This window comes from Haloglomus salinum, assembly GCF_024298825.1.
Taxonomy (GTDB): Archaea; Halobacteriota; Halobacteria; order Halobacteriales; family Haloarculaceae; genus Haloglomus; species Haloglomus salinum.
In genome coordinates this window covers 98,718-113,908 of record NZ_CP101153.1, presented here as the reverse complement: position 1 = coordinate 113,908, position 15,191 = coordinate 98,718, and the positions used below count along the sequence as shown (strand labels likewise).

Here is a 15,191-nt window from a genome sequence, read left to right as displayed (position 1 = left end):
CCCGGTTTGGGAATCGTTCAGCTCGTCCAGTTCGTGTGACTCTTGCCGCATCCAGGCCGCCCAGCGGTTGAGGACCGAAGCCGCCGTACTCGCATAGGCCTGACTTCGCGTAGTTCGCTGGGAGGTTAGATATCGGTCGGCGAGCGCTCGTAGGTCACTATCTTGAGCCGAGCGGGACTTCTGAGCGCCGGAGCTACTATCGAAATCCTCGGTGAGCGCAGTCTGTTGATGGTTTTCGTTTTCCGAGCCCATCGAGGGCTAGTCGTCGCGGTATCCCCGATAAAATCTGGCCGGCGCCTCCCGCCACTGTAGCTCGAAGTCCCCCACGACTCGGGAGCCTCACTCGTGGGATGCCAGTTGACGAAGGACCGATCGGAGATCCGTCCCGCGGCCAGCCAACTGTCGTACCCGCAGTCGGTATGCCAGGTATCCCAGGAAGATGTGGCCGATGAAGACACCGAGTAGCTGGGGTAGCTGCGTGGCGACGACCGACACCAGCACCAGCGACGTCAGCGCACCGAGGACTGCAACCGCCTTGAGCATCCCTCTGGGAAGTGTCACCGGCGCCTCCGCGTAACGGTCCGGATACACCGATGGGAGCCGCCAGAGTGCGACGGCCTTGAGCGTCCCCGCAGTCAGCACTGCGAGTGCGATCCAGATCGAGAGGATAACTGGCGAGGGGCGAACAGGCGCAACCACCAACGGTGGGATTCCGAGCACCAATAGGGCCACATGCGGCGTTCCGAACTCGGGGTGGATGTCCGCAATCCGCCGAGGGAGCAGCTCGTCTCGAGCCGCTCGCATCAGTGACCGTGAGAATCCGGTGTAGGTGGTGCTGAGCGATGTAAGTCCGCCGACGACGGGGCCGACCGCTACAGCCACGATCACCGGGTCGGGGAGGAACGTTCTAGCAGCGACGAGCACGGCAGCATCGACACCAGCCAGCGACTGCCAATTGACCACGCCGACGAGGACGGCCACCAGCGAGACGAACATCGTCAGCGAGATGGCCGCACTGTAACCGAGCACCCGGGGGATGTTCCGAGCGGGCTCGGTGAGCTCTTCACCCAGGGCGGTTATCAGCCCGAATCCCCGGAGCGGGAAGTACAGCGAGACCACGGCGATAGCGAAGGGAGCCACGCCGTTCGGCAGCGCGGGCGTATAGTTCGATGTGGTGATGGAGAACGCTCCAGGAACGATGAACACCAGCATGCTCGCGAACAGCACGACAACGAGTGTGAGCTGGACACGGGCCAGGGGTCGAATACCGACGATGTTCAACACCAGGAACGGCACGAGCAGGGCATAGACCAGAGCGAGGTCGGGGACCGATAGGAAGACGCCGACGTACTCCGCGAACCCGTCGCCGATGAACAGGAGGCCGGCCCACACACCAGGGAGAATCAGCCACGGAATCAGGAACCCCGCGAATGGGTGAACCAACCGACTCGCGTAGACGTAGTTCCCACCGGCGACAGGGATAGCGCTCCCGAGTTGGAAGCTGATCAGAATCCCGAACCCAAGCGGGATGGCCGCCACCAGAATACCGATTGCAACGAGCGGCCCGGCGTCGGCTGCGAGCGGTCCCGGTAGCGTGAAGATACTGATTCCGATGACGTTTCCGACGAGTAGCGCCGTTGCCTCTACCACGCCGATGCGTCCGGAAAGCAGGTCGAAATCCCTAGGCATGATTCCCTCCACAGGTACACGGCAGAATCATCTGAACGGTCGCCCCTCACTTGCGTACGCGGCCGCCGCCGCATAGAGATTCCCCGACATGAGGTTGCGTTCCTCGCTGGCGCGATGTGTGTAGATATCCGCGACGGCTGCTTGTACAGATTCGTTCCCTGGCGCCGCTTCGAGGGCGAAATCGGCTAGGTGACAGGACAGACGCACGTCCTCGTCGGCAAGCGCGAGTGCTCTGTCGGCCAGCACGTCAGCACCCCCCGCAAGCGAGGCAAGTTCCGACGCGAGGCGTTCGCGCGGTGCGGGTTTGAGTTCCGATGGACGTCCCGACCACCAGCCACCGTAGCGCCGAATCACGTTCCGTGCGATGAACTCGCTCTCATCGTACGTTTCCGCGAGCCACGGAACGTCGCAATCAGGCACCTCGACCTCGTGGACGATGTCGACGTGCGGCGGCGAGCCGTCATTCAGTGCCTCGATCGTCTGCTCGACAATCGATTCGAGGTAATCGGCCGAATCACCGAGGCAATCCTGAATCTTCTCGGGTGCGTCAACCAGTGGCTCTCCGTGACCCGGACAGAGGTGGCGCGGGGCCAACGTTGCCATCTCACGGAGCGCTTCGGCCCACTCCTCCGGGTAGCGCTGGACCTTCTGTGGGTTGCCCGGATTCGGTGCGACATTGATGTGGAAGTCACCCGTGCAGAGGACATCTTTCTCGGGACAGTACACCCATGAATGGTCGTCCGTTTCGCCTCTGGAATGGCGGATCTCGAAGGTGAGGCCACCGACGGTGAGCGTCAGTTCGTCACGGTAGCAGGTGGTCGGCGGGTGGTCTGGCCACTGGAACTGGCTCTCACCGTCACCAGCTGATTGTTCGGTCGCGGTGCCACCGAACTGGCGGGCGTTTATCGCCTCGTTGTGGCCGGAAGTCCGCTCGTAGCGGTCGAACCGAGCCGGCATGTTCTCGTGAGCGATGACCTTCGGGTCCGACTGGTCCTCGAGCAGGAACGCCTCCAATCCGAAGGCATGGTCGAGATGGCCGTGCGTGTAGACGACGGTGTGGACCGGCAGGTCGGTTTCCGTACGAATCGTCTCGGCGAGGGCCGGGGCGTTATCTTCGAGACCGGTGTCGACGAGGACGAGGCCCTCTTTGGTCTCGAAGGCGGTCACACCGCTGAACTCAGCGTAGTAGTAGACGTCGTCGGTTACCTCGACGGGACCATCGAGATGGTCGACGAACATGTCGATCTCGAATGGGCTGATGCCGGGTCGTGGCATGGGGCAGTGTGTGGGTGTCTGTGACTAACTCTCGTTCCTCCGCATGCCAAGCCATTCATTATGGGAATGATACTACAGCGGAATCAGGCGGGGCTGTCGGAAGCGGTCCCGAACTGAGCAGTCATTATCTCGCCGATGATGTTGTTCTCGATACGGCGGAGGATGTCACCGACGTTCGACGGCGTACAGTCCAGTTCGCTGGCGATATCCTGATGTGTGACCTGACGCGGGTCCTGGTAGTATCCGAGTTCGTGGGCCGTCCGGAGCACCTCACGCTGGCGCTCGCTCAGATTCGTGAACAGCTGCTCTGCACCGGGGTGGTAGTCACCGACGCGCTTGACTGATACCGTGAGATCGTCAGGGGGCGAGGAGAACGCCTTCCTGATGTCTTCCTCCTCGCCGACGAGCGTGATTTCCAGCGTTCCGTCGTCTCGGACAGTCACCGGCCCATCGATGAGGAGACCATACTCCGCCGGTGCCCGGAGGAGCTGCTCGACGGTCGGCGTCGGCTCGAAGTGGATATACGCGAACACGGACTCCGTTCCCTGGACCACCTGGTAGCTGGTGGCGATATCGGTCTCGTCGAGGATATCCCGGACAGTTCCAGCATCCCCGACAAGTTCGTACAGGTAGATCGCCTGCCCATCGTCGAGTAACCGCTGGGAGTGGACCGCGACCCGGGCCACGTCATCGGCACTGGCGAAGGCCCTGCCGAGCGATTGCAGCCCCCCATCGGGATGCCGGAACGTGAACGTGGCAAATCGCATGATACCCGATTATCTCCGAGACCCATGAACGCTCGGGGAGACAAGCAATCGGGCATGAGTGATTCGCCCGGGCATCTCACTGATCGATTCCGTACTGCTCGAAGACTTCCTCGGGAGCCTCCATGGTCTCGAGCGCGTCCTGCAGTAGTTCCTCCATCTTCGTCTTCACCGACGGTGATTCGGTCACGATGTTGTCGGACTGGCTCGGGTCAGCGTCGGTATCGTACAGTCTGGGCTGCCGAACCAGGGATGCCGAGGGATACTGCTGTCGCCAGACCGGCACGTCGGTGTATGGAAGGAACACCCCCGACTCCGCACCCTCGTAGCCGCTCGTCGGAGTGAATGGGCTCTGTGCACTCATCTGCATCGTCGAGTAGTTGTACAGCGGGACATCCTCCTGTATCGGCGCCATGTAGGTGTGTTTCCCATCGGTGACGTTGATATCCGAGTGCCACCAGCCGTAGAGCGCCCAGTCTCGGTGTTCAGTGGCTTCTCCCTGGATGGTCGGGAGCAGGCTCTCGCTGTGTGTCCCGGTGTCGCTCTCGGCACCCAGAAGGTCGAGAACCGTCGCGTGCAGATCGACGGCCGAGGTCAGTGCATCGACGGTCGTTCCCGATTCGGGGCTATCCGGGTGCCAGACGAACAGTGGCGTCTGCGCGACGAGGTCGAAGTCCGGACTCATCTTCCCGATCCAGCCGTGTTCGCCCAGAAGGAACCCGTGATCGGACGTGATGACGACGGCCGTCTCGTCCCAGAGGTCCTGCTCGTCGAGCGCGTCGAAGACATGGCCAAGCCAGCTGTCGACCATGGTCACCTTTCCGGCGAACTGCGAGCGGATGAACGACAGCTCGCGGTCGGTGAGTGACGCCTGTCCTCTGTCCGTCCGGCCATAGTATGGCCAGACTGGTAGCTCCGGGTCACGCGGGTCCTCGTCCGTGTACATCGAGGCGTACGGCTCCGGACAGTGGAACGGTTCGTGAACATCGAACTCGTCGATCCGAAGCAACCACTGGTCCCACCCAGTGGTGGTCCGGAGCCAGTCGGCCGCCCTGGAGAGCACCTTCGCGGCGAAGAAGTCCGTCTCGTCCTCATCGTCGAACTCCGCGACGTTGCGGGCGTATTTCCACCGCGGCCGATAGTGTCCCAGGTCGTATGGGTCGAGAACGTGGTTGGGGTTCGCTGCGGCATCCGTCACCTCCGCAGTCGTTTCATTCCGGTCGCTATCGAGGTCGTAGCCGACCTGTTGCAAGAGGTCTTCGTCGGCCTCGTACGGCTGTGTCCTCCAGAGGTCGTCCTCGTGCCCACGAACGAACTCGAACCCGTGGTAGTCCTCGTAGTACCCACTCGAGCCGTGCTGGAAGAGATGGAAGTGATCGGTGAGCAGTTTCGTCAGCACGCCGTTGTTTCGGGCCTTCTCAGCGAGCGTCGTATCGTACGCCTCGATCGGCCCCCACCCCCGCCAGAGGAACTCCTGTATGCCGGTGTCCCACTCCCGGCGGGCCGGCATACACGGGAGGCTCCCGGCGTAGTGGTTGTCGAACGTAATGGCCTTCTCAGCAAACCGGTCGAGGTTGGGAGTCTCGACCCCTATCTCGGTGACCCAGTCGAACGGGGAATCGTAGGCCCCGAGCATGTCGCGCCGGAGGCTATCGACCGAGATGAAGAGGACGTTCAGGTCACGCATCGTGGGTCACCCCGGACTCCAGCGTCTCGAGAAGCGTTGCGTGGTCGGCTCCGGTGAGCGCCTCACCGTCGACGACGAAGAACGGTTCCTTGTAGCAGCGTCCACACCGCTGGAGACAGTACCGGATGTCGACTGACGCCTCACTGGCCTCGATTGCCTGGCGGCTATCGGGGTCCAGATTATCGATACAACACTCTACGGTTGGGCTGGCGACTTCGGCATCCGGTCCAGTCTCGCCAGGATTCGTGGTCTCTTCCCCGTGGTCCGTCCAGTCTGACGACATGGGGACGACTCCGAGGCGCCGCCGCTAACAACACTTCCTTCGCATAACCAGGTGTTTAAATGTTTGATTGGCCGGGGGGCAGAGCGAATCTGAGTATTATACTCCTTCAGAGACAAGTATCCACTACTCTACGATGCTCTATTCGTGCGGCTATGGACGGTGAACCTGGGTCGGAATCTCAGAAGATACCGGAGTGGGGCTGCGAATCAGCGAGAGCACAACCAGGTGTATTCTGTAATCCGAGACACGCCGAGGGCTCGGGACCGGACTCGTCCGTTCAGCCGAACGGATTCTCGTCGGAGTTCAGGCGGATGATGCCGTCGAAGTCGTCGTCGAAACTATAGATGTACTCGAGTCCCTGCCGTTGCATGTATGCGACTGTGATGGTGTCGGTGATACAGAATGCGAGCGCATACCCGCGTCTTTAGGCGCGGGAGGCGGTCAAACTGGTCGCACTTCATTCGGGCTCCGAAGATGACTTCGAATCGACGATAGCCTCCTGCATCAGGACCACTCGTAACTCTCGGTCGCCTCGACGGCATCCGTCTCCTCGCCGATATCTATCGGCTCGAGGTCGCTGAACGCCCCATGGCGCTCGCGGACGATCTCCGCGACCAGTCGCCCATCTTCGTCGACAGCCCAGCGAAGGCGGTCTCCGGGCTCGAGGTCCTCTCGGACCGATGCGGGAATCGTGACGCCGTAGCTCTCGTTGACCGTCGTCTCGTCTTCCTCGGCCGCCATACCGAATCGGTTCCGTTGGGGACGAAAACAATTTCCGGGGTAATTGGTGCAATGGCCAGTCGAAGACGGTCGGTTACTCTCACCTTTCGGTGTTTCACCGGACTATATCGGAAGGTGCAGGGTAGAGCGTTTGTCGGCAGTGTCGATAGGGAGTTCGTCAGTCGCGGAGCTCTGCTGGCGCATGCTGAACGCCCGAGGAGTTGATTCCTGAGCGGCTCACGAGCGAGATCGATGACAATTAGCCCGTATCAATGTAGGTTGCAGCCTGCTTCGCGACTCTATCAGTGAACCGACTCATTGAGAATCGCCACCAGCACTCTGGTCTTCAGCTGCCGCAGCCCACGCGTCGACATCGAACTCTTTGCCGTCGTCGTACTCGGCCGCAGTTGCGCTCGTGAGGGCGAGTCCCTATCAGCGCTATAATTATCTATTCAGACGAAATGCCGAGTTAAAGCCCTCAATACTCCTGATTAATGCAAAGGTAACAGATTTATCCACGGTATTAGGCCAAAAATCCCAGTATGGTGAATTGCCAAACCAATGCGAGACCGAGAAGGGCCAGAATCGTCTGATGGATACGGGCTGCTAGCGACCAGTAGCGCCCCCACCACGCCACCACGGTACCGACGACTGTCCCCACAGTGAACAACAAAACGAGATATGGCAGGAAAAGTGCAACTTGGACCAAGAACGGTTTCGTGATGAGCGTTATCGCACCTTGGTTCGCGACTGGAACGGCGAGGGCCACGATGAATCCTAACGACACGATACAGAGTCCCGAGCCAGCTGCTCGCGCGAGCCAGGCAGGGCTACTGAATCGTTGCTTGAATGCGCGAGTAACCACCTCAGAACGATCGGATCCCGGTAATCTGGATCCCGTCTTCGGTTCCTCGAACTGTTCACTCACCTGAATCACCTCCATCGCCATCTTCCGTGCGATACTGATTCCATCGTCGCCATGCTCCGAGTCCGCCCCAGCCGAGGAGCGAAAGCGCAAAGCCGGACAACGACCCGGCAACCACACCACCAGTCACCAGCTGTCGTTCGTGAAACGGTACGGGCTCGTGGACCCCCTGCTGAGCACTACTCATGTTCAGCACGTCAACCTCGTCGCCGTCCATCTCGAATGCGAGGACATCGTCGCCGTCGACCTCGTGGAACACGTACGGCTTGGACTCGATCCACTCCCGATTCCCGGTGATCAGCCGTCCGTCGTCCGTCGTTTCGACCGAGAGATGAGCGAGGACATCAACCAGGTGGAGTGGCCCGCGCTCGGGGAGCATCGTGAGACTGTACTCACCAGAGAGCGCATCAGCCCGCCTCTGCGTTCCGGATTTGTCCGTCGGGTCTGGCTGTACTGGCGACGGTTGTAACTGATACCGATCGAGAATCCGGTCGATAATCTGTTCCAGCCGGGCCGGCTGGGCCGTGTCACTGTTGTAGTTCAGGAAGATGCCGACATCGTGGTCGGGGGCGAGAACGAGCAGGCTCATAAAGTAGATTGTCGAACCCGAGTGTGCAAGCAAGTTCGCCTCTGGAGCACCGTACTCGTAGAACCCGTAGCGCCAGTTGTTGACTGCTGGATGACGGACGTGGTGGACACTGTGCATTCGTCTTGCAGTGGACCTGTCGAGAATACGGGTCTCGCCGATAGCGCCATCGCCGAGGTGGACACTCATGAACTGCGCCATATCCGAGGGTGTCGCACTCAGCGACCCGGCCGGTCGCATGTTGATGAAGACCTTGTCCAGGACAGTGAACGCTTCCCCATCACGGGTGTGCCCTGCCGCGAGGGTTCCGGGATGACCATCGGGGACTGGTTGGGCAAACGTACTATGATTCATCCCGAGCGGCCGGAATATCTCCGACTCGACGTAGTCTTCGAAGGTTGTGTCGTGGACCTCCGCGACGATGTGTCCGGCGAGCGCAGCTCCGTAGTTCGAGTATCCCACTGCGGACCCGGGCGGCCGGATGCGGGCCGGCTGTTGTTCGGCCAGCACTGTCTCCAGCGGAGCGAGCGCGTCCGCATCGGAGACGACCTCCGGATCGAGGGCCGATTCGAATCCCGCAGTGTGGGTACCGAGGTGGCCGAGGGTCACAGGCTCGTCGTAGGTGTCTGGAATCTCAACCTCCGAGTTCTCAAGATAGGTGTTGACATCCTCGTCAAGAGCGAGTACCCCCTCCTCGATGCTCTGCATCACTGCGGTCCAGGTTACGAGCTTGCCAACGGAACCCACTCGGAACACCGTTTCATCGGCTCGAACAGGCCTGTTGGTCTCCACGTTCGCTTTACCGTATCCCTTGGCGAGACGGGTGGTGTCCCCCTCGACGATTGCCACGGCTGCCCCGGGCGTTAGATCTCCGAGGTGTTCGGCCACGAGATCGTCGACGAACCGCTCCAACTCTTCCGGGGTGGGGAAGGTATCGCCGTTCTGTGCCTCCTTCAGGTCAGTGCCTCCAGTGGCTGTTCGCGTTCGACCGGATACTGTCCCGACAGCGCTAGTTCCGAGCGCAGCGAGTCCGCCGAGAAGTGTCCGTCTCGTCATACCACCAGAATTGTCGGTTTCTGCACGTAGAATCGACGACTTCATTGGTCTGGGTCGGTGCGAGTTTTGCGGGTTGGCCGGAAGATTCCGGATGCGTACTGGCGCCAGTTTACCCACAGTGCGACGAGGCCGTATCCAATCAAGGCTGCTCCCAGGAGTGGCGCGCCATGGGCGGGATCCCAGAATCCGGACGCGGTTTGCTCAACGGTAATTACGGTCGGAATACCCGCGACACCGGCTGCGCCGATTCCGAAGAGGTTCATCTGCGCGTAATTGACGCCGAGATGGAGTCCCATCGGAAGGGCCAGTTCGTCAGTGAGGAGATACGCGACTCCGAGCAGTCCACCGAGCAGGCCGGTCTTTGCTGCCACGACTGTGACGTCGCCTCCCTGTGCGACAGCACTGGGAAGGTGCACGAGGGCGAACGTTACCGTACTCGCAAGAAGGGCAATACCGGCTGCCATCGATGGCGAACTTCCGCGTTCAGACAAGCCTTCGATGGCGTTCGTTATGAACAGCCCCCGGTACAGGAACTCTTCATAGAAGCCGACACAGGTGAATCCGAGGAGAAAGAGAAGTAACCATACCAAGGATGGGCCATCGACACTGGCCATCTCTGTTACCTGTAGTGAGTCACTCATACGGGCGATTCCGAAATTGATGGCTATCAACACCACTCCGAGCCCCAAGCCGCCGAGTAGATCATACCACCAGTCCCTCGAGACATGGTAGCCGTACTCCGTGACCGGGCGCTTGTCGACATATCGCGCCCAGATCAAGAGCAGCCCAGTGGTAACGACTGTCGTGCCACTGAACGAGATGAGCATCATCGTTCCCCGGTTCACCTCAAGCGCGGTCGCGAGCCCCCCGAAACCGAATAGCGCGACGGTAGCGATAAGCAAGGGGAAGAAGATACGCCACGAGGCACGGATTCGGTCCGTCTGTCGTCCGTATACGAACCACTGGATAGCTCCACTGACCGCCTTAGGCATCCTTTCCCTCCACGCTCGTCTGTTTCAACGAAGTGGGTGCAGTCTTCGTGGGCTCGCATCGGTACCGGAGCTCCGGTCGGTACTCAATCGGGTCGCTACCTCTCGGTGGGAATCGGACCATGGTTGCAGACATCGCAATGGGCCGGTTGCTCGGAGGTACCGAATAGACTGAAGCCGTGTTCGAAACTCAGAAACACCCAACGAAACAGTCGCTTCGGGCGGTAATACGACGGCAATAGGGGGTCACTCTGGGACTGCTTCGACGCACGTGATGATGTCGAGGAACTCTGTTCGCACATCGACGACGGTCACCCCGACGCTACTAACGACCTGCAGTGGCCGTTGGGTGAGCCGACACCCGGACTTTTCGTAATGTGCGTCGGCACGCCAGTCCAGTAGGCGTGCAACCGGTCCGATATCGCTTTGCCCATGCTCGAGGAGGAGTATTCTTCCATCACCCCTACAGACGCGCCGCATCTCTCGCAGGGCCTTGACGGGATCGGGAAATGTACAGGTAGAAAACGACGAGATGACCGTATCGAAACTGTTGTCGGAGAACGCCAGTGTTTCGGCGTCCATCGAATACAGCGCGCCGTTGATGTCGAGTCGGGCCAATTCAGCCTCTGCTCTCGTCAGCATCTCGGGACTGATGTCGATTCCAACGAGGTCGACCGGCTGTGGGAGATACCGGAAGTTGGCCCCGATTCCGCAGGCAACGTCGAGGACCTGCCCCTCGGCGTCTCCGAACTGCCGCTTACGGTATCGCCCTGCGAACAGTCTGTCCAGCCAACGCCATCGATCGAGGGCCTCGGCCTCGTCTGCGTACACCCCGGCGATATCTCCAACAGACTTGTGCTGTTGCGTCCCGAGGCCGGGGGAATCACCTGCGCCACTGGACCGGAAGTTATCTGTCATGGATTAGCTCTGTGTGTTTCGAGACCGCCTCTCGAGAGGGGACCGAGACACCGTCTTACGAGATGGTGTTAGTCCCGGTAGTTGTCCGGTCCCTGTTCGAGAATCGGAAACAGGCCGAATCGCGTTCAACCCGGCCGGGGGCACAGTGTGCTTTAGGTATCCACCGGGGCATTCCGAATCACACTGGTCAGTTCGCGGTGCCAGCGAACGTCGTCCCACATTCCTCGGAACTGGGGTCCACAGAAGTTGCTCGTCGAGAGTGCAACCCAGCGGCCTGTCTTCGCCGCGTGTTTGGTGCCGATCGCACACAGCTCTTTGATCCAGTCCCACTCTAGCTCGGCGCGATCATCGTAGTGGATGACTGCCCACGATTCGGTAGTCGCAAGCGGTACCCCGGCGTTCCGGGACCACATCGCTGCCGACTCAATCTCGGAGCGGAGTCGTGCCTGCCAGCGCTCAGCGTACTCGACGTAACGTTCCTGGCCATCGTCGGCAAGCCAGTCGTAATGTTCCGCGGAATCGATGTCGTGTGACCAATCGAAGAAGTCACTGGTGTTCATCAGCCAGAGGTGGGTGTCGACGAGGTCCATCTCTGACTCGGGGGCGCGCCCCCAGGGTTTTCCTGGCCCAGCTGTTTCAGAGACACAGTAAATCTGATTCGGATACAGTTCTCGGACGGCCGCGATTGACTTGTCAATCCATCGTCGAGCAGCCGAGGAGCGACGATGTGTGACGTGCGGGTCACCAGGACGGTTGAAGAACGGTGCCCAGTCGGGGAGTGGGAACTCGTTGCAGAGATCAACCCAGGCAATCGTCTCAAGGAGCCCGGCGTCTGCGATTCGATCCAGTGTATCGATCCAGACTGACGCGAGATCCGCCGGTTGTTGGATATCCATGCGTGCGTTTGTGGTGTCCGCTCTGAACCAAGATGAGAGGGCAACAGCGACATTTCGCTCTGCACACTTCTCGATGAACTCGAGGAGAGCCGGGATAACAGTGACCTGACATGTGGTCGGCGCTCCCCAGGCTGCAGTCTCAAATGCCGGCGGAATGGTCCATCCCCCGAATGGATCCATCGACACGAGATGGGGGTAGGCATCGATTCGGACGGCGTCGTAGCCTCGTGCCGTGAGTTCATCGAGGACCTGGTCCCAGTCGGCGTATGCGTCACCCTCGCGATGCCGCTCCAGCCAGGAAAAATCCCACATGGCGATCGCGTACGGTGACTCCCGATCAGTAAGCGTCATACGGGCGTTCTCATCCCCTCATGGGGGTGGTTCAGGATTGTCATCGTACCTCGTGAGCTGGCTCATTACTGGCCCATTCGCCGTGCACCGGTGGGGCAGATCATATCAAATCACATCGCTGATCTCCAACCGCGGTGCGATTCCCAGCGCCTTCATCTCGTCGAGCAATAGTTTGAAGGCGTAGCTCGTCTCGACTTGATGAACGTTCGTCTCCTCGCCACAGGAGGGACAGTAGACACGGTTCTGAGTGATGTCTTCGATGGCAGTCATTCCACACTCGCCGCAGATAGGAATCGATTCCTCGTCCGATTCGTCGAGCAACCGGTCCTTCAGCGCCATCGCGGCACCGTGGCCGACGAACGCGTCCCGTTCCATCGTCCCGATCCGTAATCCGCCTTCACGGGCTCTTCCTTCCGTTGGCTGGCGAGTGAGCACCTGCACCGGGCCGCGAGAGCGGGCGTGGATCTTGTTCGAGACCATGTGGTAGAGCTTCTGATAGAGGATGGTCCCGACGAAGATCTCCGCCTCGATCTTCTCGCCGGTCACGCCGGAGTACATGACCTCCTTTCCGGAGTCCTTGAAGCCCTGTTCGGCCAGTGCCTCTCGGAGTTCGTCCTCGTCCTCGCCCGTGAAGGCGGTGCCGTCGACACGCCGGCCCTCAAGCGAGCCGACCTTGCCGCCCAGCATTTCGAGGATGTGTCCGACCGTCATCCGGGAGGGCAGCGCGTGCGGGTTGATGATGAGGTCCGGCGTCATGCCGTCCTGGGTGAATGGCATGTCCTCCTGCGGCGCGATGTGGCCGACGACGCCCTTCTGGCCGTGTCGCGAGGCGAACTTATCGCCCACTTCTGGGATGCGCTCGTCGCGCACGGAGACCTTCGACAGCTTTGACCCATCTTCACCTTGGATCAGCGTGACCGTGTCGACGACGCCGCTCTCGCCCGAGCGCATGGTGACGGAGGTCTCGCGGCGTTTCTGCGGGCTGAGTCCGCCCATGTCGTCGGGCTCTTCGAGGAACCGCGGCGGGGAGGTCTTGCCCAGGAGGACGTCGTTCTCGCCGACGTCGGTCTCGGGGTTGACGAGGCCGTCCTCGTCGAGGTGGGTGTAGGCGTCCTCACCGCGAGCGCCGCGCACCTCGTCGTCGGGAATCTCGAAGCGGTCCTCCTGGCCGCCGGGGTAGCGTCGCTCCTCGCCCTCGTAGGTCCGGAAGAAGTGCGAGCGCGCGAGTGCGCGGTCGACGCTGCCCTTGTTCAGGACGAGCGCGTCCTCGATGTTGAACCCCTCGTAGGACATGACCGCGACGACGAAGTTCTGTGCGGCCGGGCGCTCGTCGTAGCCGATTTGCTCGGTCGTCTGGGTCTTGACCAGCGAGAGCTGCGGGTAGTGCAGGAGGTGCTGGCGCGTGTCCGGCCGGATGCGGTAGTTCGCGCTCGGCAGGCCGAGCGACTGCTTGATCATCCCCGAGCCCATCGTGATGCGGGGCGAGGCGTTGTGCTCCGGGTAGGGAATCATCCCGGCGCCGATGCCGAAGATGAGCTGCGGGTCGATTTCGAGGTGGGTGTGTTTCTCGGTGAGGTCCGTCTCGTCGACGGCGACGTAGATGTCTTCTTCCTCCTCGGCGTCGATGAACTCGACGTAGCCCCGGTCGACGAGGTCCTCGAACTCGAGTTCGCCCTGCTTCAGCGCCTCGACCTCCTCCTGGGTGGCGAGGGGCTCGCCGTCCTCGATGACCAGCAGCGGGCGCCGGGCCCGGCCGGCGTCCGCGTTGACGATGACCTCGTTGGTACTCTCGTCGACGGAGACGTTGACCATGTCGGACAGTTCCCCGTGGCGTCTCGCCTCGCGGATTCGCGTTGCCAGCTGCTGCGGATTTTGGTGACGACCGACGAGACTACCGTTGATGTACACGCTCGCATTGGAGTCCTGAGTCATGGGTTGAGTGGATGAGTTCGGCGGCTCCGGCCCACCGGGCCACGAGGGGGGGAGGGCTCGAATGGCACGGGACCGGAGGTCGCCACGGACGCCCCGTGGTGTCGGTTACGAATAGTGGTGGCAACCGTGTTCGAAGATCGGAAACAGCCGTGAACGCCCGGGGGCCGGAGTTACTCCCCTCGAAGCGTCACCGTGAGCCCGTTCCGTTCGACGCGCACGGCGATGGTGTCCCTGACCAGATGGTAGGTCTTGTGATGGTGGCCATCGGGATCGAGCGTTGTCTCGGCAGCCACGAGACCGCTCCGGATCAGTCTATCGAGGTGCCGGTACACGGTCGACCGTGCGCCGCCGCAGTCATCGATTAGTTCACGCCCACGCTTCGGCCCGTCAGCGAGAGCCTCGACGATGGCGATGGCGTACGCATCACTCAGCACCGTGAGCTGTGGCGGGGCGCCGTCGCTGATATGCGAGACGATGGGTCCCTCGTCATCGGGGGCGGGACAGCCGGGGGTGCTCGCTCCGACATCCGGTGCCTCGGTCGAGGAGGTCGGGGGCAGTGCCATCCGTGATGTACGGTGGCGTCTAGGCCCCTCTTGTTGCTGTCATAACTGACAGCGAGTTGTGGTACCCGCGGCTATCAGTATTGATTCGACTCCTCAACGGTCCCGCTCCCTCAGTGACTATCCCCTCGTTGACTCGCCCCCGGCGAGGTCGAAGTACCTCCGGAGGAATATCCGGTCACTGACTCTCCCCGCACCAGCCTCGATGAGCGTCTCCTCCAGCCCCGAGCGTGAGAGGTGATGAGAGACCCCAAAACAGGACTCACAGAGGTACTGGAAGCAGTCATCCTCGCGGTGATATTGTCCTCCATACTTGTCGTACTCGCATGCCTCAGATAGCCTCATCTCGGTCCCACATGCGATGCATATCACGCTTTCGTCTCGGCCAGCGGGCCAGCTATCGCGAATGGTCATGAGTGGAACGAGCGTCGAACGAACCAAAATCTCTAATCGAGTGTTCGAGATGTGGAAACAACACCCTGCAGCCGCCCTCAACCAACGGCCGCGGCCAAGATATGTCCGAATTCTTAGTGTCCGATAGAAAGAGTGCGGGTACACGT

13 protein-coding genes are annotated in these 15,191 nt (G+C 61.0%); all 13 read right to left on the bottom strand.

What is annotated here, in order from left to right; genetic code table 11:
- Window positions 1–339: 339 nt before the first annotated feature.
- On the bottom strand, window positions 340–1,689 hold the full coding sequence (locus NL115_RS00525; protein ID WP_254831282.1) for an APC family permease: 1,350 nt from the start codon (window positions 1,687–1,689) through the stop codon (window positions 340–342).
- Between the two features lie 27 nt (window positions 1,690–1,716).
- A complete protein-coding gene (locus NL115_RS00520) occupies window positions 1,717–2,928 on the bottom strand; it encodes an alkyl sulfatase dimerization domain-containing protein (RefSeq protein ID WP_254831281.1) in 1,212 nt (403 codons plus the stop codon).
- A gap of 119 nt (window positions 2,929–3,047) precedes the next feature.
- Window positions 3,048–3,731: a helix-turn-helix domain-containing protein gene (locus NL115_RS00515; protein ID WP_254831280.1), complete on the bottom strand. Its 684-nt coding sequence runs from the start codon at window positions 3,729–3,731 to the stop codon at window positions 3,048–3,050.
- Window positions 3,732–3,807: 76 nt separating this feature from the next.
- Window positions 3,808–5,415 carry a sulfatase gene (locus tag NL115_RS00510; RefSeq protein WP_254831279.1) on the bottom strand — a complete coding sequence of 536 codons (1,608 nt, stop codon included), beginning with the start codon at window positions 5,413–5,415 and terminating at the stop codon, window positions 3,808–3,810.
- Window positions 5,408–5,698, bottom strand: coding sequence for a DUF1450 domain-containing protein (locus NL115_RS00505; RefSeq protein WP_254831278.1), 291 nt, complete (start codon window positions 5,696–5,698; stop codon window positions 5,408–5,410). Before NL115_RS00505 ends, NL115_RS00510 begins: the two co-directional genes overlap by 8 nt.
- Before the next feature lie 504 nt (window positions 5,699–6,202).
- Complete coding sequence (locus NL115_RS00495; RefSeq protein ID WP_254831277.1) at window positions 6,203–6,439, bottom strand: AbrB/MazE/SpoVT family DNA-binding domain-containing protein; 237 nt, start codon at window positions 6,437–6,439, stop codon at window positions 6,203–6,205.
- An 899-nt stretch (window positions 6,440–7,338) separates the two neighbouring features.
- Entirely contained in the window at window positions 7,339–8,985 is a 1,647-nt protein-coding gene (locus tag NL115_RS00490; protein WP_254831276.1) for a serine hydrolase domain-containing protein, read from the bottom strand.
- 41 nt (window positions 8,986–9,026) lie between these two features.
- Window positions 9,027–9,977 (bottom strand): CPBP family intramembrane glutamic endopeptidase, encoded by a 951-nt coding sequence (locus NL115_RS00485; protein WP_254831275.1) that lies wholly within the window; start codon window positions 9,975–9,977, stop codon window positions 9,027–9,029.
- Window positions 9,978–10,220: 243 nt separating this feature from the next.
- Complete coding sequence (locus NL115_RS00480) at window positions 10,221–10,892, bottom strand: class I SAM-dependent methyltransferase (protein WP_254831274.1); 672 nt, start codon at window positions 10,890–10,892, stop codon at window positions 10,221–10,223.
- A gap of 152 nt (window positions 10,893–11,044) precedes the next feature.
- Window positions 11,045–12,139, bottom strand: a complete 1,095-nt coding sequence (locus tag NL115_RS00475) for a cellulase-like family protein (protein ID WP_254831273.1) — start codon at window positions 12,137–12,139, stop codon at window positions 11,045–11,047.
- A 105-nt stretch (window positions 12,140–12,244) separates the two neighbouring features.
- Complete coding sequence (rpoB, locus tag NL115_RS00470; RefSeq protein ID WP_254831272.1) at window positions 12,245–14,071, bottom strand: DNA-directed RNA polymerase subunit B; 1,827 nt, start codon at window positions 14,069–14,071, stop codon at window positions 12,245–12,247.
- A gap of 170 nt (window positions 14,072–14,241) precedes the next feature.
- The gene (locus NL115_RS00465) at window positions 14,242–14,634 is read right to left on the bottom strand and encodes an ArsR/SmtB family transcription factor (protein ID WP_254831271.1); all 393 of its coding nucleotides are present in this window, start codon (window positions 14,632–14,634) and stop codon (window positions 14,242–14,244) included.
- A 117-nt stretch (window positions 14,635–14,751) separates the two neighbouring features.
- A complete protein-coding gene (locus tag NL115_RS00460) occupies window positions 14,752–15,045 on the bottom strand; it encodes a DUF7562 family protein (RefSeq protein ID WP_254831270.1) in 294 nt (97 codons plus the stop codon).
- Window positions 15,046–15,191: the final 146 nt, after the last annotated feature.